The following is a 21,476-nucleotide window of genomic DNA, read 5'->3' as shown; positions in this document are numbered from 1 at the left end:
AGTACTCAAAGAAAAAGTCAGATACTGCTAAGTATCTGACTTCTCATAAACCCTCAACCTATTCTAGGATGGGACAGAATTTTGATAGCGTTTGATAATTATAGTCAGGTTAGGTGTAATATAAAAAGAGACAGCGTGACTGATATAAATTTTTTGTCGCCTCTGTCTGCGTACGTACAGCAAGCAAGAAAAATTTGTACCAGTCACGCATCATAATGTCGTTTATCCATTTTATTTAATATCGACTATAACTTTGATATAAGAGCAGGAGTGAAAAAACAGATAAAGGAGAGGATTGGTAGGCGGATTTTTTATTTGTCGTGTCTTTTTTATAGTGAGCTGACTGTACATCCATGCTTGTCCATGCTCGAAAGTCACAGTAGCAGTTAGTTTCGATACTAAGAAAGTAAATCGGGAAAATAAACCGGGAAAATGAACAGACATAAAAAAAGTCCAATCACGATATATTGTGATTGGACTTTTTGATGGTACATTTATCAGTCTTATCTGATGCCTTTCGGTAACAGTGCTGATAAGTGACGCCAAATAGTGGCGTCCCCAGGGGGATTCGAACCCCCGTTACCGCCGTGAAAGGGCGGTGTCCTAGGCCTCTAGACGATGGGGACTAGTAACACAACACCTCAGCTGCTTTCACCATTTATGCCGAAGTGGTGCGTATTCTAATGGCGTCTGCGCTTGCTGTCAAGCCTTTTTCTTCGTCTTTTTAATATTAAGTATCTTTTTTTGAGCGCACGGCGTGGATGTAAGTCATTACTCTTTAAATGATGGCGAATCCATAAAGATGTGCAAGCACTAATGGTTAAGGCGAGCAGCATATAGCCGATGATGGTGCCCCATAACTTAAGTTGTGGATCCATAATAAAGTCCCTCCTATTACGCCTTAACAGCAGCAGTGCTACTAATAGCAGCTATCAAGGCAGTGTGAGCAACTTAAACCATCTATAGGATATAACAGCGTCGTTTGGGAGTGAAATAGTGGCAAGTAAGTAAGCTATTAAGTCCCTTTAACAGTAATACATAAAGTCAGAAAGGTTTGTCAACTTACTGAAAGTGGTATCAATCATATCCCTATTGATTGTCAAATCAAGATGTCCAAGATGTCAAAGTCATCAAGCATTATAAATAGCACTATTACGTATGGTTGGCAACATAGGATATGTGACTTATGTATTATCGCTATCGCCCGATTCTTCTTTAGTGTCCTCATTATGCATCGCGTTGGCCAGCATAGGATAATGGTTAAGTATATGACAGAATAGCTCGGCTGTTTTTTGGGTGTCATATAGTGCGGAGTGGGCATTTTTGCCGTCAAACTCAAGCCCTGCTGCTTTACAAGCGCGTGCCAGCACTGTCTGACCGAAGGCAAGCGCTGATAGAGTCACCGTGTCAAAGACTGAAAAATTATGGAATGGGTTGTGGCTTTTACTGTTGGTACGTAGCACGGCTGCATTTAAAAACCCTAAATCAAAATGCGCATTGTGTCCAATCAAGACACATTGACGGCAGTCTTCAGCACGGCGGACTTCTTTTAAGCCTTTAAAAATTCGGCGTAGTGCGGTTTTTTCATCTTCGGCAATGGCTTTACGCATCGGATTGTTGGGATCAATACCAGTAAAGGCAAGCGCGCTTGGCTCAAGATTCGCGCCTTCAAAGGGCTCGATATGAGCATTGAATGCCTCACCAGGATAAAACACACCTTCCTCATTGAGTAATACAGGAATGCAGGCCATTTCTAGCAAAGCATCCGTTTGCGCATTAAAACCTGCTGTCTCCACATCGACGACGACAGGCAGAAACTTGCGAAAACGGTCTTTCAAACCCATAGGCGCTTGCTCGTCTGCTGCGCTCTCTTCGATGTGAGTAGTTGACGCGACATTGAGGCTAGCATCTACATTGCTTAATGAGTTGTCGTTCGGTAAGGCGGCATCGTTTTTAGTGGTCATATCAGGTTAAATCGCTTTTATCAGTCGTATTGTTATATTGAATTAGAAATGAGTATCCCATGAAATCAACCGCTCCTTCAGTACAAAGGCATTATTGATATCATAGGATAAAATACAGAGGTTGCTTTATAAGTACTGTTTTTTATAAGTGCTGTTTTTTATAAGTGCTGTTTTTTATAAGTGCTATGCTTTACAAGTACTATGCTTTGATAGACCAAGGCAGCGTCTCGCCCGCCATCAGCGGGGTCAATGATGAGCCATCAAAATAAGGGTAGCCTGCGGGTACTTGCATAGGCGTTTTGATTAGGGTAATCGTGCTTTCATTGACTGGCAAGCCATAGAATTGAGCACCAAAGCGACTCGCAAACCCTTCTAACTTGTCTATTTTGCCAACACTATCAAAAGCGGTGGCATACAAAGGCAAAGCAGTTGCCGCACTATAGCAGCCAGCGCAGCCGCAAGCCGCTTCTTTTTTATCCGTTGCATGTGGGGCAGAGTCAGTGCCCAAGAAGAACTTTGGATTGCCGCTGGTGGCGACATCTAATAATACCTTTTGATGACTTTCGCGCTTTAAGATAGGCAAGCAATAAAAGTGTGGTTTGATGCCACCAACCAACAGATGGTTGCGATTAAACATCAAATGCTGCGGGGTGATAGTAGCTGCAATGTGATTGCCTTGCGCCAAGACAAAGTCAGCCGCATCACTGGTAGTAATGTGCTCCATCACAATCTTTAACGTCGGGAATTTGATGATAATTTGTGCCAATACCTCATCTAAGAAGCGTTTTTCGCGGTCAAAAATATCCACATGATTTTGTGTCACTTCGCCATGCAACAGTAGTGGCAGGTTGTGCCTTTCTAACGCTTCAAAGACATCCACACAGGCATTGATGTCAGTGACACCATCTGCAGAGTTGGTCGTGGCACCAGCAGGGTAGAGCTTGACTGCTTGGACGATACCTGACTGTGCTGCCATTTCGATATCTTGCGCCGTCGTCCGATCTGTTAAGTACAACGTCATGCGCGGGTCAAATGCTGCTTGGCGCTCCGCAGCCAAATCGCTAGCTTGTAGATGCTCCATGATCCGCGCACGATAGGCGCGCGCATCGTCGACATTTTTGACAGGTGGTACTAGGTTTGGCATACAAATAACACGGTTAAAACTACTGGCTGCATGCGGTACGGTAGTGGCTAAGGCGCTGTCATCACGGAGGTGAATGTGCCAATCATCTGGCTGAAGGATGGTCAATTCGGTCATTGAATCAGTCATAGTGTCATCGCGCTCTATATCGTCATTTATGGGAATAAAAAGAAATGATGCTGTGTGGCTATAATAACAGATTTGCCTGCGCGACTAAATATGCGACTAAATATGCGACAACATATCTGTATATCATTTATGGGTCATTGTGTATTTACCAAGATGAATAAGGATTTTATGCACATAATGGCGTGAGACGATAAGCAAATGAATACCAAAAGCTAGCACCTTGTGGCAGTTACACTTTTGCCGATAGTAAATATGATGTACACTGAGCAAGCAATGTATCTTTTGATTGATTCTTAGCGTCTTTTACCCTTAGCATAGTTCACACAGTCAATTCTCATAATAGGAGTTATTCATGGCTCAGCTTGATCCAAAAAATATTAATAAAATCGTACTGGCCTATTCAGGTGGTCTTGATACCTCAATCATCGCAAAATGGCTACAAGTAACCTATGATGCCGAAGTGATTACCTTCACTGCTGATATCGGTCAAGGCGAAGAAGTTGAGCCAGCACGAGCCAAAGCTAAAGCCATGGGCATCAAGCATATTCATATCGAAGACTTGCGTGAAGAGTTTGCCCGTGATTATGTATTCCCAATGTTCCGTGCCAACGCCATCTATGAAGGCGAGTATCTGCTAGGTACTTCTATCGCGCGCCCATTAATTGCCAAGCGTTTGGTTGAGATTGCCAAAGAACACAACGCCGATGCGATCAGCCATGGTGCGACTGGTAAAGGTAATGACCAAGTACGTTTTGAGCTTGGTGCAGTTGCCTTGTCTCCAGACGTTGTAACCATTGCGCCTTGGCGTGAGTGGGATTTATCAAGCCGTGAGAGCTTGATGGAATATGCCAAAGAGCATGACATTGCCATCGACTATGCAGGTAATAAGAAAAAATCACCTTATTCTATGGATGCCAACTTACTGCACATCTCTTATGAAGGTGGTATCTTAGAAGATCCCTATGCCGAAGCAGAAGATGATATGTGGCGTTGGTCAGTCAGCCCAGAGCAAGCCCCTGACGAAGCCCAGTATTTAGAGCTAGAATATGAAAAAGGCGACATCGTTGCTATCGATGGCGAGCGGCTCAAACCTTATGAAGTGATGATTAAGCTCAACGAAATCGGTGGCAGTCATGGTATCGGACGTTTGGATATCGTAGAGAACCGTTATGTAGGCATGAAGTCACGTGGCTGCTATGAGACGCCAGCAGGTAACATTATGCTAAAAGCACATCGCGGTATTGAGTCGCTAACGCTAGACCGTGAAGCTGCGCATCTAAAGGATGAGCTGATGCCGCGCTATGCAAAAATCATTTATAACGGCTACTGGTTCAGCCCTGAGCGTATGATGCTACAGGCGTTGATTGACAAATCACAAGAGTATGTCAACGGTACCGTTCGCGTGAAACTATATAAAGGTGCTGTGAGTGTCGTCGGTCGTAAATCAGACGATTCACTATTTGATGAAAAAATTGCTACTTTTGAAGATGATGCTGGTGCGTATGATCAAAAAGATGCCGAAGGTTTCATTCGTTTGAACGGATTACGTTTGGCGATCGAAGCCAGCCGTGGTCGTGATTTATCTAAGTAAGTTTTTTGGCTACTTATAGCCAATTAGGAACTTAGACCGCACAACAAAAAAGAGACTCTATGTTGATAGGGTCTCTTTTTTTACGGCTGATTTTTTATGGTTATTTTTGTCTACTCAGTTTTTGCAGTGTCTGCAATGACAGGCTCATCATCGTCTACTTTTACGATGGCCACATCTTGCTGCTGACGTTCTTCGAGGAGGTCTTGCTCTATGACCTCTTCTGTTGCAAGGATGGCACCATCAGATTTTTGGCTCTGATATTTGAGTGTGGCGAGCGCACCAAGAATACCGATGACGACAAGAATAATGAGAATAACGGGATTTTTCCATAGCGGTGTTGAGGTCTCATACTCAATCGGTTTTTCACTGATTGTTGCCGGTGTGTTGTCGTTATTGCCACCGATTAGCCCCAAGCTAACCAATGGCGGTTTCGGGGGATTGGCAGGTTCAGAGTTTACGCGCAGACGGTTTCGGCTGAGATAGATATCTGAGATTTTGGCTAATTGTAACAACCAGCGTTGGTGGGGTAACGCAATTGCCTGCATTTCTACAAACACCAACATGTCATTATGGCGGCCTTGCTGCAAATTATCAGGTGAGCGCCCGATGGCTTTTAGGTAGTTGCCAGTTGCCAGTTGCATGTCTTGCACAGGATCATGATTTTCAGGTTTGAAAGCCGTCAGCTCGTACCAATACGTATCAAAAGCTGGTGGGGCGCTTGGCAGCTCTTCCATGTTTAATAAATGTGGTTCTGTGCTATCTTGTACATTTTGGGCTGCTAAAGTGTTTGTCTCAATTGCTGCAAAACGTGTTGCGGATAAAAACTGTGGCTGTAAGGCGAACCATTTATTAATTTCATCGTTATCGAGTTGACTGTATTCTGCCAAGATAGCCAGCTCACGGAGTACAATCACACACAAAGCGGTGAGTAAAATTTGTGCTTGTTGCGTCGTTGCGTCAATTTTTGCTGCAATACGATCGCTTGCTTTAATCACTCGTGCACTATCATTGAATATGGCGTCCGCAGCATCATGTCGATGATACAACGTTGCATTAATAGTCGCAAAGTTCATCGAGTTATACTGTCGTAACTCTTTAACAGCACTACGACTAAATAGCTTTTTGCTGACTGATTGTCCCTGATAACGCTGCTGATAGGCGAGCAGGGCACTTACGATGGCTTGTAGACTGGCATCCATCCCTAAGCGAGCTTGCGGTAGAGAGAGCTGTGCAGCATCGGCCAAAAGTGACAGCATCGGCTGGGTATCATGATATAAAAAATCATACATCGACACACGTGTCGGTGAAATAGTCGTCATAATCTGCTAGCATCAAAAAGTGTGCCCCTATATTACGGTGCCAAATGTCTTGATACAATCCCTTGATAATAGAAATTTTCAATCATTTTGCTAATAACCTTGATAGTAATCTGATGAATGACTGATAGTCGGAAGCATTTATGACCAATAATAAGACGCTTGATAAACAACTAGTTATTAATATCGCTGAGCAAACATTAACGATGTATCAGCAGCATAAAGAAGTGGCACAATACCAAGTATCTACCGCTAAAAACGGCATAGGTAGTCAACAAGATAGTGGCTGTACGCCGCTAGGGAAGCACGTGGTGGCAGAAAAAATAGGTGGGAGTGAGCCTATGAATGCTGTGTTTATAGGGCGTGTCCCTACAGGCGAAGTGTATAGTGCGGATTTTGGCGTATTACATCCTGAGCGCGACTGGATACTGAGTCGTATTTTATGGTTAAGCGGTCTTGAGGAAGGCGTTAATAAAGGCAGAAACAGCCAAGGCAGCTGTGATACTTATCAGCGCTATATTTATATCCATGGTACACCAGATACTGAACCAATGAGTACTCCACTATCACATGGCTGTATACGTATGCGTAATAAAGATATTGTAGAATTATTTGAGCAAGTAGAAGAGGGCATGCCCGTTACGATCGTTGTTGATTAGGTCGTGTTGCGTACAAATTTAGCCATGGCGCTGATAGACACTATTTAAATACGATAAAAAAATACAGCCTGTTATACAACAAGCTGTCTTTTTTATGAAGTGGTTTTACTTTATGAAGTGGTTTTACTTTATGAAAGCAGTATCCATCATAAACATAATATCCCTACTTCTACCAAAACGTTGAGCTGTCCGCAAATTTTGCTAAACGTGCGTCAATATGACTTTGGTCATCAGTCAGTATGGCTGCAAACCAACCCGCGCCATATAAAGCATTAGCATCTGTTGTTGATTTTAGATTGTAGAACTGCTGATATTGATTATCATCGTTCAGTTGTTCTAACGCTTTTTGCGCTTTTATCAGCCGTTTTAGCCAACGTTTGGTTTTCTTCTTAGCTTTTTTCTTACTTAGTAAAGGTACGGAGAATTCACTGATGTAACGCAAATCTCTTAACTGATTGAGCAACTCGCTTTCAGGTTGGTCATTATCAGCGATGTCTTCGTCTACATCATCGCTCATAAGCTCAGTAACACTTACTTCGTCAGTTTTTTTATTGGTTTTAAGGCATTTTTTATATTGTTTGGAGAGGACTTTTCCCATCTTATCGCGGGCAAGCTGATCAGTCTGAGGTTCAATGCTTGGGTCGCTCATGGTAAAGGCAATCAGCTCTAGCAAGGTTATTTGAAAATCATTAGCTTGCAGCGTATTAATGGGTGTAATTTTAATATTTTCGATATCTTTCGTCCAGTCAACGGCAGGCGCGCCACATGCTTGTAGCTCAGGTTCGATCTGTGCATTGATATAAGAAAGCTGATAATAATCGCTAAGTAAGTTCGCAGTTTGATTAAGTATAGGCAGCCATTCAGGGTTAATTTCATCGGAGAAGTCGACAAATGCTTTCAACGCAGTACGCAAGCGATCAATGCCGATACGCAGTTGTAGAACATGTGCCTCATCCTTACTACCAGCGACGATAGCACTACTATTTGGTAGTATCTGTAATAAGCAATTGTGTACTACCGCACGTATAAAGGCAGGTGCACTGCTGTCTTTGTCTATTTGCAATTGACTTAGGTTTGCGTTGACTGCAGGACTGTGGCTCTGCTCATTAATAAGTAAGCCGCCATTTTCGGCTTTGGTGACGGTAGATAGACACAGCTTATAGCGCTTGCACCATGTTTTGGCAGTCGTAAATAGAAAATCTAAATCTCCTGACACCAATTCAAACTCTATCTCTCGAATGGCTTTGCGCCGAGTTTCATCAGTACCATGAATAATTTCTCCCTGATCATAAGCCATTTCGATACAATTATCGGTTTCATCCTCATTACTTTCTGTTAGCAACCGCGTAGTGCGCTCGACGTCAGTAACATAAAGTCGTGTTAGCGTCTTTGCTAGCTTTTTGAGTTTAAAATCAGCCAATGCCTCAGCGATTGGAGTGTCTTCATATATTGTCAAATCAGGCGTCAGCTCATTATTATCGAGCATCGTTTGTACTTGCTCATTATCGAGCACGGCATTATGCTCTAAGCGCGCCGCAATCCCATCACCACCCGCTTTGATAGTCTGTACCCATGTATCACCTTCTTTGCGAATGCGCAGGCCTATACTTGCTTGTGCAAGCTGCTGGTCAGGCGTATCGTAATAGTGTGCCGCCAGTTGCAGTACTTGTGACGATTTAACGTGCGTTTGACGCATCAAACCTTTTAACCGCGATTCTGGCACCAAAAACTTCAGCTCTATTTCTTGCATCGTATTTTCCTAGTCAGGTAATCAAGTTTCGATAATCATAGTCAGGTATTAGTGGTTCGATAATTATAGTTCGACAATCACAGTCAACTGACTAACATCGTATGAAAGCTGCCTCATAATGACAAGTGAAATTTTGACAGTTTGCATGCGTTTTATGCTTAGCAATATACTTTTGGCAAATAATCATTATAATCAAGGCAAGGAATTAAACAAAAGTAAGATAAAATGGAGTTGCAGCGATGAAAACGAGACCAAAAAAGACAGGGGCTTTCTCTGTAAGGCAAGCCCTCAAATCAAACACGTCAGCATCAGATTACAGTGACTCCATCTTCCAAACGGCGACTTGGGTTAAAGTATGTAGCGTTATAGCCTTGACTACTATTATCGCTAGTGGCTGCAGTCAACAAAATGAGGAATATGAATCAGAACAAAGTAGCGCTGAGACCGAATATGTGGCTACGGAACAAGCGATTGAAGAGATAGCGGATCAGGGTGCTGATATATCAGATACCAATAATAAAGACTCACCTAAATTACAAGTACAAAATTTATCTAATGATAGTGAGCAAACCCTTAATAGCCAAGCGGCTGATATAAAAATAGCAGGTAAGACCTTACTTATCAATGCGGCAGCTGACTTTAAAGTAGAGGATGTGGTAGAGAGTAGTAGCGCTATTGAAAGTTTAACCTATCAGCAAAAGGGTTACGTTGCATCAAGTCATATTAGCAATCGAGCGCGCGATAGTCGTGGTTTTGTGCAAGGGGATAATAATATTGTTTTGACAACCTATTATCGACAAGCTGAGATGACCGTACGTATCCCTAGACAAAACGTGAACAAGTTCCTAAAACAAGTACAGCAGCAAGTGGCTTTTTTGAATGAGCAAGAGTTCTCAGCTCAAGACGTCACTTTGGATATATATCGTGAGCAACTGGCAAGTAAGCTCAATAGCGATATGGCAAAGGATCTCAGTCAAGAACGGCTTGATAGCAAAAATGATAAAGATCAAACCAGTAATGTCGATACGATCACCGCCACCTATGCGGCTCGGCAACAGCAGGAATATGCACAGTTAGAGCAAATGAATATTGCGGATAGAGTGAAATACAGTACGATCAACTTAACCTTTACGCAACCGGATATTAGTTATAAAGAAACGACGCAAAATATAGATCTACTGATAGAAGCTGAACGTCCAAGCTTTAGCACACAAGTGGGTCAGGCATTCAAAGAGGGTTGGGAGATGTTGAGAGAAGTCGCCATCACTTTGATTAGACTATGGTGGCTTGTCGTATTAGTAGGGGTGTTTTATATAGTTTATAGACTTATAAAAATACTGTATCGCACATTTCGTAGAAGTACTAGGCGTATGAACCACGCCAAGCTCAACGCAAAACGTAGGTCTGAGATGAAAGCTAAGGGCAATAGCCATACTGATGACCGTCATTCTAAAGAGTAAAGCGTTTTGTCTATTAAACCTTGATTTTTAAATGCTTTTCAATGCAAGCAGTTTGCAATAGCATTTTTATAGTTGATTTGACCATTTTTAGCCCATTCGGGCGCTCTCGTTCAGGTTGAGAACATGCCCTAAGTCTGCACATAAAAAAGCCGCCCTACATCATGTAGGGCAGCTTTTTTTATAACTTTTACTGATAAAAACTACTTACAAAGTGTCGGTGATTAGAACTGGTTCATTGTGTTCTTGCCGCCGCCAGCTTTCAGAGCATTATCGCCTGAGAAGATTTCTTTGTGATCATCGCCAAGGTCAGAACCTGCCATTGCTTGGTGCTTAACACAAGAGATGCCTTCACGGATTTCTTTACGTTGTACGCCAGCAGCATAAGCAAGCATACCTTCTTCACCGAAGTAGCCTTTAGCAAGTTCATGAACGCTAAGAGCAGTCGTGTGGTAAGTCGGTAGGGTGATTAAGTGATGGAATACACCAGCTTCACGTGACGCGTCTTTTTGGAAGTTTTTAGCCGCTTCATCAGCAGCTGCATCCAATTCAGTACCGTCATAATCAGCGCTCATCAAGTCATTCTTGTTGTATGCTGAAACGTCTTTACCAGCTTCTTCCCACTCTGCAATAACTTGCTTACGGAAGTTGAGCGTCCAGTTGAACGATGGGCTGTTGTTATAAACCAGTTTCGCTTTTGGTTGCTCTTCTTTAATACGATCAACCATCATTTTGATGTGTTCAACGTTTGGCGTAGGCGTTTCGATCCATAGTAGATCAGCACCGTTTTCTAGAGCAGTTACGCAATCAAGTACAACGCGATCGATGTTGGTGTCTTCACGGAACTGATATAAGCCGTTTTGCAAGCGAACAGGGCGTACTAGTTTGCCGTTGTGCTTAAGCAAGCTGTCGTTTTCTAGAGCATCTTCTAGCGTTACTTCTTCCATTTCGATAAAATCGATATATTTAGAAGCAAGATCGCCTGGCTCATTTGATACTGGGATTTTTTGCGTAAGTGACGCGCCTTCAGAATCAGTACGAGCAACGATAACACCGTCTTCAACACCAAGCTCTAAGAATGCATAACGAATAGCATTGATTTTTGAGATGAAGTCTTCATGCGGTACAGTTACTTTACCAGCCTGATGACCACATTGCTTAGCATCAGATACTTGGTTTTCAACCTGAATAGCACAAGCACCCGCTTCAATCATTTGCTTAGTTAGCAAGTAAGTCGCTTCTTCGTTACCGAAACCAGCATCGATATCAGCAATGATTGGCACAACATGCGAATCAAAGTTTTCGATTTTTTCTAGAATGGCTGAGGTGTCTTGGCCGGCTTCTTCAGCAGCGTTTAGCTCACGGAAATAGTCATTCAATACTTTAGCATCAGCTTGACGTAAGAACGTATAGATCTCTGCGATTAGCTTAGGTACTGACGTTTTTTCGTGCATTGATTGGTCAGGTAGAGGACCAAACTCAGAGCGTAATGCTGCTACCATCCAACCTGATAGATAGATGTAAGTTTTAGCAGTAGTACCAAAGTATTTTTTCTTAGCATACATCGTTTGTTGTGCAACAAAACCATGCCAAGCACCTAGAGACTGAGTGTACTGAGACGTATCGTTGTCATAGTCTTCCATGTCTTGGCGCATGATTTTTGCAGTATACTTTGCAATATCTAAACCGGTTTTGAAGCGGTTTTGTGCCATCATACGTGCAGCATCAGTTTCGCTGATATTTTGCCAGTTACCGTGTTTTTGCTTTAATTCACGTACTAGATCGATCGCTGACTTATAAACAGTTGACATATATAGTCTCCTTGGTGGGGTGTAAAAACGATAAAAATTAAGTGATAAAAAATGATTACGACTGTCTGTTATTAAAAGAAATAGAATAAGATTTTATTAACGTTATCGACATCTAATAAGAATGGACATCACTAAAAAGGATGGATGGTTATGTTCGCCAAAAATAAATGTCTATCAAACGTAGCTCCACTTACCCTAAACAAACCTATCTATAAACACAAGGAATTTGCTGAACTCAGCAGTTGACAAATTGTCTGGTACAGGGCGATAACTTTGCGCTCACTCAGTACGTTTTATAGACTGCCAAAACAATTATAGAGTTGTGATTTCATAATTGGCGATGAGAGGTGTTACAATAATCAATGATGCTATCGTCCAAAAAATATAATCGTCTAAAAGTTAATTTAATAGTATTGATGGTCAATTCATTATGTTTTGCTATCGATATAGACCATTAAAATATAGTGTTGGTCAGTAAGGCTTATAATCAGCATCTCAACCGACAGTTTCTTGCTTACATGATGACTTGTCTGTGTCACTTACTATAACTGCCTTACCAAGATTTATCTAATTTATGATAGTTATCTTGGGTATTTTATTTAGTTATAATATATAAAAAACAATGTCTTATGATTGCTGGTTTGCGTTATAATTGGCAAATACTAGAAAATTTTAATCAAAAAAACAACGATATTGTGCGGTTCTAGAGAATAAATCTCTATGACAGCATTAAAAATACCAATATTTATAATGGTATTTATTCTAAGGCAAAGAGAAATATATATGAATTTGCAGCGGGTTGATTTAAATTTATTGGTACATTTAGATGTATTGTTACGAGAAAAAAACGTAACACGTGCTGCCGAGCAGCTTGGCATTACTCAACCTGCTATGAGCAATATTTTACGGCGTTTACGTAAACTATTTAACGATCCATTACTGGTACGTTCCTCAGAAGGCATGACACCAACCGAGCGCGCGCTTGAGCTACAGCCTCGTATCCGCGAGATATTGGCTGACTTGACCCAAGTTCTAGAGCCACGTACCGAATTTCGCCCCTATAGTACCTCACGTGTCTTTCGTATCATGACCTCAGACTATGCAGAGGCGACCTTAGTACCCAAACTGGTAAAAGCATTACGGTCTGAAGCACCCAATGTTATCTTGGATTTTTTGACGCCATCCGATGTCTCTTATCGCGATATGGAGCAGGGGCGCGTGGATTTGGCCATCAACCGCTTTAATGAAATACCGCAAAGCTTTCATCAAGTGTTGGTCTGGCGTGATACTTTTAGCTGTTTGTTGTCTTCTGACAGCCCTTATGCTAACCGCTTCAATCTCAAAAATTATCTAAAAGCGCAGCACGTTTGGGTGTCAAAAACAGGGATGGGCGTAGGGTTTGGGGTCAACCCAGAAAAATCTGGCGGATTAGGTTCTATCGATCAAGCACTGCAACGTTTAGGACAAAAACGCCAAATCAGCGTTTTTACCCGCCATTACCAAATGCCGGCTATGCTGGCAGCCAATAAAGATTTGATCGCGACATTGCCCACCCGTGTGGCAAAAATGCAGGCCAACAACGACAGTATAAAGATGGAAGAACCACCATTTTTTATCCCTGAATTTGAGCTGACTATGGCGTGGTCACCTTTACTACAGCATCATCCAGCACATAGATGGTTGCGTCAGCTTATCATGCATGTGGCACGTCAAATCGTTGACGAAGAAGAAAATCCACCGCAAGACATTCCTATTATTAATCATTTGTTTTAATTGGTTTTTAAGCAATTATGCAATCAATATAGTCAGTTATTGAACTGCTTAAAATACCGTTAACGAGCTCGTATTTAGTACAGACCATGAACCAGCCTTACAATTAGGCTGGTTTTTTTGTTTAGTTTTTCTAAAAATGATTATTCAATATTTAATTATTTATTAATAAGATAGTCACACTATTAACATCTTCAACACACTTCACAATATATTGTAAAACTCTTCGCCGATTACCTTGTTATTATAGCTGCAGATGGAAGACGACTTACCGACATGTCGTTCTATCAGCGTGACAACTAAATAATTACAAGTCACGACTATACTGAAAGTCAAGACTATACTAAATATATAAAATTCAAATATATAAAACCAAATAACAAGGGCAGCAATTATGTCAGACATTACTACTATCAACCCAACCACGGGCGAAGAGATCAAAAATTACGATTACATGAGTACAGATGAGGTCAATAAAATTGTTGATGCCTCACACAATGCGTTTTTAGAATGGCGCAAGGTGAGTCACGAAGAGCGTGGTCGTGCCATCAAATCTATCGGTGATAAGCTGATGGAATATAAAGAAGAGCTATCTAAGCTAATGACCGAAGAGCGTGGCAAGCTTTATAGCCAGAGCTTACAAGAGTTGGATCTGTGTAAAGCAATCTGTGATTATACGGCTGAAAATGGTGTTGCTTCTTTAGCGGACGATGTACGTGATATCGAAGGCATGAAAAAAGGTATCGTATCGTATCAGCCTATCGGTATTATCTACGGTATGCAGCCTTGGAATTTCCCAGCATATCAGGTATTTCGTTACACCATTGCCAACTTGATGGCAGGTAACAGTATTTTGCTAAAGCATGCGTCTAACGTGACGGGTTCAGGCTTACTGATAGAGAAAATACTGCACGAATCTGACTTGCCAAGCGATTTGTTCCGCACTATTATTATTGATCATGATCAATCAGAAGCGTTGATTGGACACGATAAAGTACGCGGTGTGACATTGACTGGTAGTGACTCAGCAGGTGCTATCGTTGGACAACAAGCTGCTAAAGCGATCAAAAAAGCCGTATTAGAGCTTGGCTCAAATGATGCATTTATCGTATTAGAAGATGCTGATATAGAAGTGGCAGTAGAAACTTGTGCTCAAGCTCGCTTGATCAACAACGGCGAAACCTGTGTGGCTGCCAAACGCTTCATCGTCGTCGATAGCGTGTATGATGAATTCCGTAAGCGCATCGTCGAAAAATTTGAAGGCACAAAAGCTGGTGACCCAATGGATGACAGTTCAGACATCGGTCCTCTAGCACGTATAGATCTACGAGAGCAGCTCCACGATCAAGTAGAAAAAAGTGTGGCTAAAGGTGCAACCATCGCTGTTGGTGGTACAGTTCCTGAAGGCAAAGGCAGTTTTTACCCAGCAACTATTCTAGAAAATGTGCAAAAAGGTCAGCCTGCATATGACGACGAATTGTTTGGTCCTGTCGCGTCACTCATTCGTGCCAAAGACGAAGAAGATGCTATGCGTATTGCTAATGACAGTCGCTACGGTTTAGGTGGTGCTATCTTCTCTAAAGATGAAGAGAAAGCCATTCGTTTAGCACGTGAGCAATTCGACACAGGTATGATTTACATCAATGGTTACGGTCTTGCCAATCCTGCACTGCCTTTTGGCGGCGTGAAAAACTCAGGTTATGGTCGTGAGCACGGTGGCTTCGGTGTGAAAGAGTTCGTCAACATCAAAGGTGTTCATGTATTTTAAGAATACATACCAACATGCTTATGATTGTTTATATTTTTAAAATATAAATGGTCGTTAGATAAAAAAAGCCCAGTGACTCGTTATGAGTGACTGGGCTTTTTATTGTGTTATGGTCAGTAAAAAGCAATATCGATACATCACGTACTGCTGATATCAATTTTTCTTGCTTGCTGTGCCTGTGCAGACAGAGGCTGCAAAAAATTAATATCAGCAGTAGCGTAGCGTTTTTGGGGTATTTTGACTATATATAAATTGCGTTATAAAAAAATGACTCAGAAAACTGAGTTTTTTATACGTCTATAAATAGTTGTAAAGGCAAAGCTGGCAAGTAAGTTGTAGCCTTTGACGAGATGTTATCTACTTCTAGCGATAACACATTTTTTGCTAACAGTAAAATCGTCCACGGCAGTAGCTGGTGTTCAAGCTTCTGTACTCTTGACTGTAAGCTTTCTACTGTGTCATTAATATTGACGTTCAATACCGCTTGGGTCAACACTTGACCTGCATCAAGCTCAGCGGTGACGACATGGATACTACAGCCATGATGACGTTCACCCGCTTGCAACACTCGTTGATGAGTATCTAACCCCTTATAAACAGGCAGTAGAGAAGGGTGAAGATTGATCATCGGTGCTGGTGCATTATCGATAAATGAGCCGCTCAGCACCCGCATAAATCCAGCCAAAACAATTAAGTCAGGTTGCCACGCCGTTAATTGGGCACTAGCATGGCTCTCAAAGGTTTTGATAGCCATGCGCTTACCGCTATCAGTGTGCGATAACACGGCGACAGGTATGTTGGCTTGCTCAGCACGCTTGATAGCATAGGCATCTTCACGGTTGCTGATGATACCTACTATTTCAATCGGTAGCGCGCCTGCTTGCATCGCATCTATTAGGACTTGTAGATTGCTACCACTACCTGATACTAGCACGGCAATACGTAACGGCTTGATGGGTTGGCTTGATTGATCAAGGGACATTAACGGTATACCACCGCGTCGGCTTCACGATTGATCATCTCACCCAGTTTCCAAGCATTCTCACCAGCATCATTTAATGTTTCAATTGCCTTGTCAGCGTGCTCTTTAGGCACAACAATCACAAAACCAACGCCACAGTTAAAGGTGCGGTACATCTCACTTTGCTCGATATTACCTTGGGTTTGCAACCAAGTGAACAGCTCTGAAAACTGCCAGCTATTGGTATCGATGCTAGCGGCTAGCGTTTCAGGCAATACACGCGGTAAGTTATCGGTTAAACCGCCACCAGTAATATGCGACATAGCATGGAGGGCTGAGCTGCCAAGGGTATCTTGTAGGGCTTTAATGGCTTTGACATAGATGCGTGTCGGTGCCATCAGCGCGTCTTGAATAGATTGACCATCTAACTGCTCATTGCTGCTAGTGACATCAATACCACTAACTTCGATGACTTTACGTACTAATGAGTAGCCATTAGAATGCGCGCCGCTTGAGGCAAGAGCGATTAAAACATCGCCTTCTGCGACATTTTCGCCAGTGATGACTTCCGCTTCTTCGACCACGCCCACACAAAATCCAGCAAGATCGTAATCATCGTCTTGATACATGCCTGGCATTTCAGCCGTTTCGCCACCGATAAGTGCACAATTAGCCAGCTTACAACCATCACCAATGCCGCTGACGACAGTAGCAGCGACATCGACATCGAGTTTACCAGTTGCATAGTAATCTAAAAAGAATAAAGGCTCAGCACCGCACACCAATAAATCGTTGACACACATCGCTACCAAGTCGATGCCGATCGTCTCATGACGATTCAGCTGTAAGGCAAGCTTGAGCTTAGTACCGACACCGTCAGTACCAGAGACCAATAAAGGTGAGGTGTAACCTGTTGGAATACGGCACAACGCGCCAAAACCACCCAACCCACCCACGACTTCAGGACGAGTCGTGGCTTTTGCTACGGACTTGATTCGCTGCACCAATGCATCACCTGCATCGATATCAACGCCGGCATCTTTGTAGCTTAACGAAGGCTTGTCACTCATAGTCATCTCACAGTTGGGGAATATAATTAGAATTAAAAGGTAAAGTAATTGATTATGCAAAAATCAAGGTTATAAGGTTTGAAGATAGTGGGCGCATTATACCTAATAATAGACCTCACTCGCAAAGCAACTTGCCAATATTCGGCTAAGATTAAAGATAAGCGGTAAATTAAACGCTAAGAAACAAAAAATGACTGCTTTTTTTATCTACTCTGCGATAATAAAGTACTTAGAATCAAAGCACTTAGAATTTATAGACGTAAAGATAACCAGACAGTTATTTGGTAGCAATAAAATTGTCTTTTTAACGCTAAGTTATCGATATCAGCTTACTTGTAGGATAGCCCTTAATGATCAACCAATCGATTGACCCTTTTTTTCGGCGTTTATTTATCGTCGTCGCGCTTATCATCACCTTCGTTTTGCTGTATTTAATGCTACCAGTCATTCTGCCGTTCGTTTTTGCCTTTGTGCTCGCTTACTTATTCAATCCGCTGGTTAAGCGTCTCTCGAAATACATCAAACGCTGGATAGCTATTATTATTGTCTATTCTACCATTACCTTGGGGATGGTACTGCTGCTTTGGTGGTTGATACCAACATTATGGCATCAGCTACAAGCGGCTTGGGAATATTTGCCTAAAGTGTTGAGCTGGTACAATGAGGTAGTACGCCAGTGGTTGATCGCCAATACCAATATCCGCTTGCCCCTACTAGAAGCGAAGGGCGTCTCTGAAACGTTGGTTGAATACCTGCAAACGCACTATAAGTTCTCTGATGCCAGCTCGATGATGAGTCAAGTGCTTGCTTCGAGTATGAGTTTTATCAATAATGCAGGATTGATTGTTTTAGTGCCCATTTTGACCTTTTATTTCTTGTTCAATTGGGACAAACGCCTGCAGATGTGGAAGATGGCGATTCCAGCACCATACTGCAAAAAAGTCATTGGTATTGCCCAAGAGTGCGATCGGGCATTGATGGCGTTTATCAAAGGTCAGTTGTTGGTGATGGTCTTATTGGGTGCCATTTATGCCGTACAGTTACAACTTATTGGGCTTGAGCTAGGTCTTATTATCGGGATGGTGGCTGGTATCGCCAGCTTCGTACCTTATCTGGGCTTTGGGATTGGTTTTATCGCGGCAATTATCGCTTGTTTGTTCCAGTTCGGCTTAAATTGGACATATCTGTCATTGATCGTTGGCGCGTTTTTAGTGGGACAAGCCGCAGAGGGCTATATCCTACAGCCTTTATTATTAGGTGATAAAATTGGATTGTCACCATTATGGGTCATATTTGCTGTATTGGCAGGTGCGAGCCTATTGGGTTTCGTTGGTATGCTTATCGCGCTACCAGTATCCGCGGTCATTAACGTATTATTCCGCCATTTGTACAGTTATTATCTCTCCACGGACTTTTATAAAGGTCGGAAACAGTTGGTGTTATTTAAAAAATAATGAACATCTTGTCATTGAAAGTTGATAAATTTATTAGATAATAAGCATAAAATTTGGGCTTGATGGATGATGACTGACAAAGCTTAGTAAGTAAAAGACTTGTCAGTCATTTTGCAAATATGTTATATATAGGCGCAGTAGTAGCGGTAATAGCCGTTACTATGATGGTTTTGAGAAGCGTCGTCAGTTTTGATAATTGTCAGGTTAGACTAAGCTTGATTGAAACTTCAAATCTGTTTAAGCGTTTTTGATTAAGCCTGTTTAAAAGTTACTGAACCTTTTTCCTTTTCTACCTATTGCGCTACGCAAACCGAGTTGATGATTCATGGCAGAAGCCCAGCTAAGTCTCAATCTGGACATTAAGCATGATGCGAGTCTCAGTGACTTTGCCGGTCCCGGTTGGATGTCGATTATTGATGCAGTGCGGCAGCTACATGTCGGCCTGATTGGTCAGTTGTACCTGTTTGGCAGCCCCGCTACTGGCAAATCCCATTTACTATCCGCTATTTGTGAGTCTTTCATTGAGATGGACAAATCTGCGATTTGTTTGTCACTCAACGAATTGATTCATGCCGATGTCCACGTGCTCTCATCTTTAGAGAACTTCGACCTTATCGCAATCGATGATTTGGAAGTGCTGGAGCAGAGCAGTCAATGGCAAGAAGCCTTGTTTCATCTCATTAATCGCAGCCGTGAAGGTCAGCGCCAGTTATTATTTGCCGCCAATAAATCTGCCACTGACTTACCGTTTCAGCTGACAGACCTGCTCACTCGTTTGGCACAAGCGCCTACCTTTAAAGTACCGAATGGTCACGATCTCGCTGACCGTCAAGCCTTGTTACAATCTATCTTGCGTCGTCGCGGTTGGCAGTTTGATGAGCGTATTATCGATTATCTACTTACCGAAGGGCCGCATCGTATCGGTGCCATGATGGAGGTGCTCAACTACATCCAGCCGATGTTCTCAAACTTAGGGCGTAGTAATATCTCTAAGGCGGTAATCAGTGATGCCTTGCGTACGATTGATGAGCAAACGCTAGCGGCGGAGCTTGCAGATATTGCCCAAGAAACGCAAGTGGACAATGATGCCGCCAGTCAAGACCAACATACGATGCCACTCGATTTTTAATATTCAAAATGTAATTTATTTTATTCAAAATACTGCTGTTATCAATGCCTTTATTATCAATGGAACCACTTATGAAAACCAATGCTTCTTTACTAAAAAAACTGACCATCAGCACCTTACTAATTAGTGCAGGATCGGTGTCTATGCTCTCACATGCCGCTGTTACTTTGCTCGTCGATGACTATATCAAAGTGACCGCCATTAATGGTCAAGAAGTTCAACAGAGTGCCTTTCAGCCATTGACCAAAAAATTCACTTTGCAGCCTGGTCAGCACGCTATCACCGCGAAATATGACCGACTGTATCAGTTACCTCGCGACGAACATGATTATCTGCGTTCAGGAAATATTAGCGTGACAGCAGAGTTGGCAGACAATCAGACATACCGCTTGACCATGCCCAATCAACCAGAAAAATATGAAGCAGCCAAAGAGTATGCGGATCAACCAACCCTCGCAGTGCAGCAGAACAATACTATTGTCGCTAGTCAAAAAAGCATTGCAAACAACGACGGTGGTTTATTTGCTGGATTGGGCAAAGCGATAGGCGGTGTATTTGGTGGTAGCACTGATGCAGAATTACAAAATCAGCGTGCGATTGCGGCTATTGGTCAGCCATCAGTCACTACCCAAAGCAACGTCAGCATAGCGCCAACGGCTCCTGTTAAACAGGCTACGAGTGTGAATACCTCTACCAACACGTTAGATGTATTTATGCAGGTTTGGCTACAAGCAACCCCTGCAGAGCGCGAAAAAATGCGTCAGTGGATTCAACAGTAAATCAATACTCTATAAAGCATTGATAATAAAAAGCACCCATATCGGGTGCTTTTTATTGTTCTACATTTGACTATTATTTAAATTATCGTGATCTGATTGTTATTAACCCAAAAAAGCGTTGTACATCCAGATCAGCTTTTCTTGCTCTTGCACATAGGCATCTACGAGGTCGGCGGTGCCTTGATCTTCACTTTCTGCGGCTAACGCGGATACTTGACGCTGCTCTAGAATCAACTCTTGTAGGCCAGTTACTACGCCTTTCACACAAGTATTGCCATCTTTGACGTTTTTGTCTTCTTTGATACTCGTATGCTGAGTAAAGTCGCTATACGCGTGGAGTGGGGTACCACCTAACGTCAAGATACGCTCAGCGATTTCATCGATTTGTACTTGTAGGCTGGTATACAGCGCTTCAAACTGTGGGTGCAAAGTAAAGAAATGCTCACCTTTGACATTCCAGTGGTAACCACGGACGTTGATATAGAACATGTGATAGCTTGATAGTAAGCTATTAAGCTCAGTGATTACAGCGCTCATATCTGCTTTTTCTAGGCCGATTTGGTTAGTAGCGTTATTAGAGTTACTCATAATATTGTCCTTATAGTGTGAGTGTTATTATGCGAGATTAAATAAAGAAGAGTAGTTCTAGTTAATCAATATATAAAATATATCAATGTAAGCTCTATCTCTTCCTTTGATGCTTATAATAATAGCAAACTATTATTAA

The 21,476-nt window shown here is 42.2% G+C and carries 17 protein-coding genes and 1 tRNA gene; 8 read left to right on the top strand and 10 right to left on the bottom strand.

All coding sequences use genetic code 11. The features are described 5' to 3' along the window. Positions 1 to 550 precede the first annotated feature (550 nt). The 4 genes from JMY08_RS13335 to pyrC form a co-directional block, all read right to left on the bottom strand. A tRNA-Glu gene (locus JMY08_RS13335) sits at positions 551 to 626 on the bottom strand. A gap of 54 nt (positions 627 to 680) precedes the next feature. Then, positions 681 to 878: a hypothetical protein gene (locus JMY08_RS13330; RefSeq protein WP_141629673.1), complete on the bottom strand. Its 198-nt coding sequence runs from the start codon at positions 876 to 878 to the stop codon at positions 681 to 683. A gap of 306 nt (positions 879 to 1,184) precedes the next feature. Beyond that, on the bottom strand, positions 1,185 to 1,844 hold the full coding sequence (rnt, locus tag JMY08_RS13325; protein ID WP_201593688.1) for a ribonuclease T: 660 nt from the start codon (positions 1,842 to 1,844) through the stop codon (positions 1,185 to 1,187). 319 nt (positions 1,845 to 2,163) lie between these two features. Then, positions 2,164 to 3,234 carry a dihydroorotase gene (gene pyrC, locus JMY08_RS13320; protein ID WP_026037065.1) on the bottom strand — a complete coding sequence of 357 codons (1,071 nt, stop codon included), beginning with the start codon at positions 3,232 to 3,234 and terminating at the stop codon, positions 2,164 to 2,166. Positions 3,235 to 3,586: 352 nt separating this feature from the next. Between pyrC and JMY08_RS13315 the strand changes: the two genes are divergently transcribed. Then, a complete protein-coding gene (locus JMY08_RS13315; protein ID WP_010196371.1) occupies positions 3,587 to 4,825 on the top strand; it encodes an argininosuccinate synthase in 1,239 nt (412 codons plus the stop codon). A gap of 110 nt (positions 4,826 to 4,935) precedes the next feature. Here JMY08_RS13315 and JMY08_RS13310 read toward each other — a convergent pair whose 3' ends face one another. Then, positions 4,936 to 6,144, bottom strand: coding sequence for a hypothetical protein (locus tag JMY08_RS13310; RefSeq protein WP_201593687.1), 1,209 nt, complete (start codon positions 6,142 to 6,144; stop codon positions 4,936 to 4,938). 140 nt (positions 6,145 to 6,284) lie between these two features. Here JMY08_RS13310 and JMY08_RS13305 point away from each other — a divergent pair, with 140 nt between their 5' ends. After that, the gene (locus JMY08_RS13305; RefSeq protein WP_201593686.1) at positions 6,285 to 6,800 is read left to right on the top strand and encodes a L,D-transpeptidase; all 516 of its coding nucleotides are present in this window, start codon (positions 6,285 to 6,287) and stop codon (positions 6,798 to 6,800) included. Positions 6,801 to 6,969: 169 nt separating this feature from the next. Here JMY08_RS13305 and JMY08_RS13300 read toward each other — a convergent pair whose 3' ends face one another. Beyond that, positions 6,970 to 8,550, bottom strand: coding sequence for a CYTH and CHAD domain-containing protein (locus tag JMY08_RS13300; RefSeq protein ID WP_201593685.1), 1,581 nt, complete (start codon positions 8,548 to 8,550; stop codon positions 6,970 to 6,972). 239 nt (positions 8,551 to 8,789) lie between these two features. Here JMY08_RS13300 and JMY08_RS13295 point away from each other — a divergent pair, with 239 nt between their 5' ends. Further along, a complete protein-coding gene (locus tag JMY08_RS13295; RefSeq protein WP_201593684.1) occupies positions 8,790 to 10,010 on the top strand; it encodes a DUF4349 domain-containing protein in 1,221 nt (406 codons plus the stop codon). 221 nt (positions 10,011 to 10,231) lie between these two features. Here JMY08_RS13295 and JMY08_RS13290 read toward each other — a convergent pair whose 3' ends face one another. After that, positions 10,232 to 11,818: an isocitrate lyase gene (locus JMY08_RS13290; RefSeq protein WP_189580155.1), complete on the bottom strand. Its 1,587-nt coding sequence runs from the start codon at positions 11,816 to 11,818 to the stop codon at positions 10,232 to 10,234. Positions 11,819 to 12,601: 783 nt separating this feature from the next. On the opposite strand from JMY08_RS13290, the gene JMY08_RS13285 reads away from it, so the two are divergent. Next, a complete protein-coding gene (locus JMY08_RS13285; protein WP_010196381.1) occupies positions 12,602 to 13,591 on the top strand; it encodes a LysR family transcriptional regulator in 990 nt (329 codons plus the stop codon). Positions 13,592 to 13,982: 391 nt separating this feature from the next. Beyond that, positions 13,983 to 15,356 carry an NAD-dependent succinate-semialdehyde dehydrogenase gene (locus tag JMY08_RS13280; protein WP_189580158.1) on the top strand — a complete coding sequence of 458 codons (1,374 nt, stop codon included), beginning with the start codon at positions 13,983 to 13,985 and terminating at the stop codon, positions 15,354 to 15,356. A gap of 289 nt (positions 15,357 to 15,645) precedes the next feature. Here JMY08_RS13280 and purN read toward each other — a convergent pair whose 3' ends face one another. Beyond that, positions 15,646 to 16,338 (bottom strand): phosphoribosylglycinamide formyltransferase, encoded by a 693-nt coding sequence (purN, locus tag JMY08_RS13275; RefSeq protein ID WP_201593683.1) that lies wholly within the window; start codon positions 16,336 to 16,338, stop codon positions 15,646 to 15,648. Further along, positions 16,338 to 17,387: a phosphoribosylformylglycinamidine cyclo-ligase gene (gene purM / locus JMY08_RS13270; protein WP_189580164.1), complete on the bottom strand. Its 1,050-nt coding sequence runs from the start codon at positions 17,385 to 17,387 to the stop codon at positions 16,338 to 16,340. Before purM ends, purN begins: the two co-directional genes overlap by 1 nt. A gap of 350 nt (positions 17,388 to 17,737) precedes the next feature. Here purM and JMY08_RS13265 point away from each other — a divergent pair, with 350 nt between their 5' ends. The 3 genes from JMY08_RS13265 to JMY08_RS13255 all read left to right on the top strand — a co-directional run bounded on the left by JMY08_RS13265 (position 17,738) and on the right by JMY08_RS13255 (position 20,749). Continuing rightward, the gene (locus JMY08_RS13265; RefSeq protein WP_010196390.1) at positions 17,738 to 18,841 is read left to right on the top strand and encodes an AI-2E family transporter; all 1,104 of its coding nucleotides are present in this window, start codon (positions 17,738 to 17,740) and stop codon (positions 18,839 to 18,841) included. A 325-nt stretch (positions 18,842 to 19,166) separates the two neighbouring features. Then, positions 19,167 to 19,970, top strand: a complete 804-nt coding sequence (gene hda, locus JMY08_RS13260) for a DnaA regulatory inactivator Hda (protein WP_010196392.1) — start codon at positions 19,167 to 19,169, stop codon at positions 19,968 to 19,970. Between the two features lie 71 nt (positions 19,971 to 20,041). Next, positions 20,042 to 20,749, top strand: coding sequence for a DUF2057 family protein (locus tag JMY08_RS13255; RefSeq protein ID WP_201593682.1), 708 nt, complete (start codon positions 20,042 to 20,044; stop codon positions 20,747 to 20,749). A gap of 102 nt (positions 20,750 to 20,851) precedes the next feature. On the opposite strand, the gene JMY08_RS13250 is transcribed toward JMY08_RS13255, so the two are convergent. Beyond that, complete coding sequence (locus tag JMY08_RS13250; protein WP_201593681.1) at positions 20,852 to 21,337, bottom strand: Dps family protein; 486 nt, start codon at positions 21,335 to 21,337, stop codon at positions 20,852 to 20,854. Positions 21,338 to 21,476 lie beyond the last annotated feature (139 nt).

The organism is Psychrobacter sp. Pi2-51 (genome assembly GCF_904846665.1).
Classification (GTDB): Bacteria; Pseudomonadota; Gammaproteobacteria; order Pseudomonadales; family Moraxellaceae; genus Psychrobacter; species Psychrobacter glaciei.
Note: the sequence above shows the minus strand (reverse complement) of the source record. Positions and strands in the feature narration are given on the sequence as shown.

Bases quoted from the DNA above. Each gene is read 5' to 3' on its own strand.
- rnt (WP_201593688.1), bottom strand. From the start codon at position 1,844: ATGGGTTTGAAAGACCGTTTTCGCAAGTTTCTGCCTGTCGTCGTCGAT.
- purN (WP_201593683.1), bottom strand. From the start codon at position 16,338: ATGTCCCTTGATCAATCAAGCCAACCCATCAAGCCGTTACGTATTGCC.
- JMY08_RS13300 (WP_201593685.1), bottom strand. From the start codon at position 8,550: ATGCAAGAAATAGAGCTGAAGTTTTTGGTGCCAGAATCGCGGTTAAAA.
- JMY08_RS13310 (WP_201593687.1), bottom strand. From the start codon at position 6,144: ATGACGACTATTTCACCGACACGTGTGTCGATGTATGATTTTTTATAT.
- JMY08_RS13250 (WP_201593681.1), bottom strand. From the start codon at position 21,337: ATGAGTAACTCTAATAACGCTACTAACCAAATCGGCCTAGAAAAAGCA.
- purM (WP_189580164.1), bottom strand. From the start codon at position 17,387: ATGAGTGACAAGCCTTCGTTAAGCTACAAAGATGCCGGCGTTGATATC.
- JMY08_RS13285 (WP_010196381.1), top strand. From the start codon at position 12,602: ATGAATTTGCAGCGGGTTGATTTAAATTTATTGGTACATTTAGATGTA.
- JMY08_RS13295 (WP_201593684.1), top strand. From the start codon at position 8,790: ATGAAAACGAGACCAAAAAAGACAGGGGCTTTCTCTGTAAGGCAAGCC.
- JMY08_RS13290 (WP_189580155.1), bottom strand. From the start codon at position 11,818: ATGTCAACTGTTTATAAGTCAGCGATCGATCTAGTACGTGAATTAAAG.
- JMY08_RS13280 (WP_189580158.1), top strand. From the start codon at position 13,983: ATGTCAGACATTACTACTATCAACCCAACCACGGGCGAAGAGATCAAA.
- JMY08_RS13315 (WP_010196371.1), top strand. From the start codon at position 3,587: ATGGCTCAGCTTGATCCAAAAAATATTAATAAAATCGTACTGGCCTAT.
- JMY08_RS13330 (WP_141629673.1), bottom strand. From the start codon at position 878: ATGGATCCACAACTTAAGTTATGGGGCACCATCATCGGCTATATGCTG.
- pyrC (WP_026037065.1), bottom strand. From the start codon at position 3,234: ATGACTGATTCAATGACCGAATTGACCATCCTTCAGCCAGATGATTGG.
- hda (WP_010196392.1), top strand. From the start codon at position 19,167: ATGGCAGAAGCCCAGCTAAGTCTCAATCTGGACATTAAGCATGATGCG.
- JMY08_RS13305 (WP_201593686.1), top strand. From the start codon at position 6,285: ATGACCAATAATAAGACGCTTGATAAACAACTAGTTATTAATATCGCT.
- JMY08_RS13255 (WP_201593682.1), top strand. From the start codon at position 20,042: ATGAAAACCAATGCTTCTTTACTAAAAAAACTGACCATCAGCACCTTA.
- JMY08_RS13265 (WP_010196390.1), top strand. From the start codon at position 17,738: ATGATCAACCAATCGATTGACCCTTTTTTTCGGCGTTTATTTATCGTC.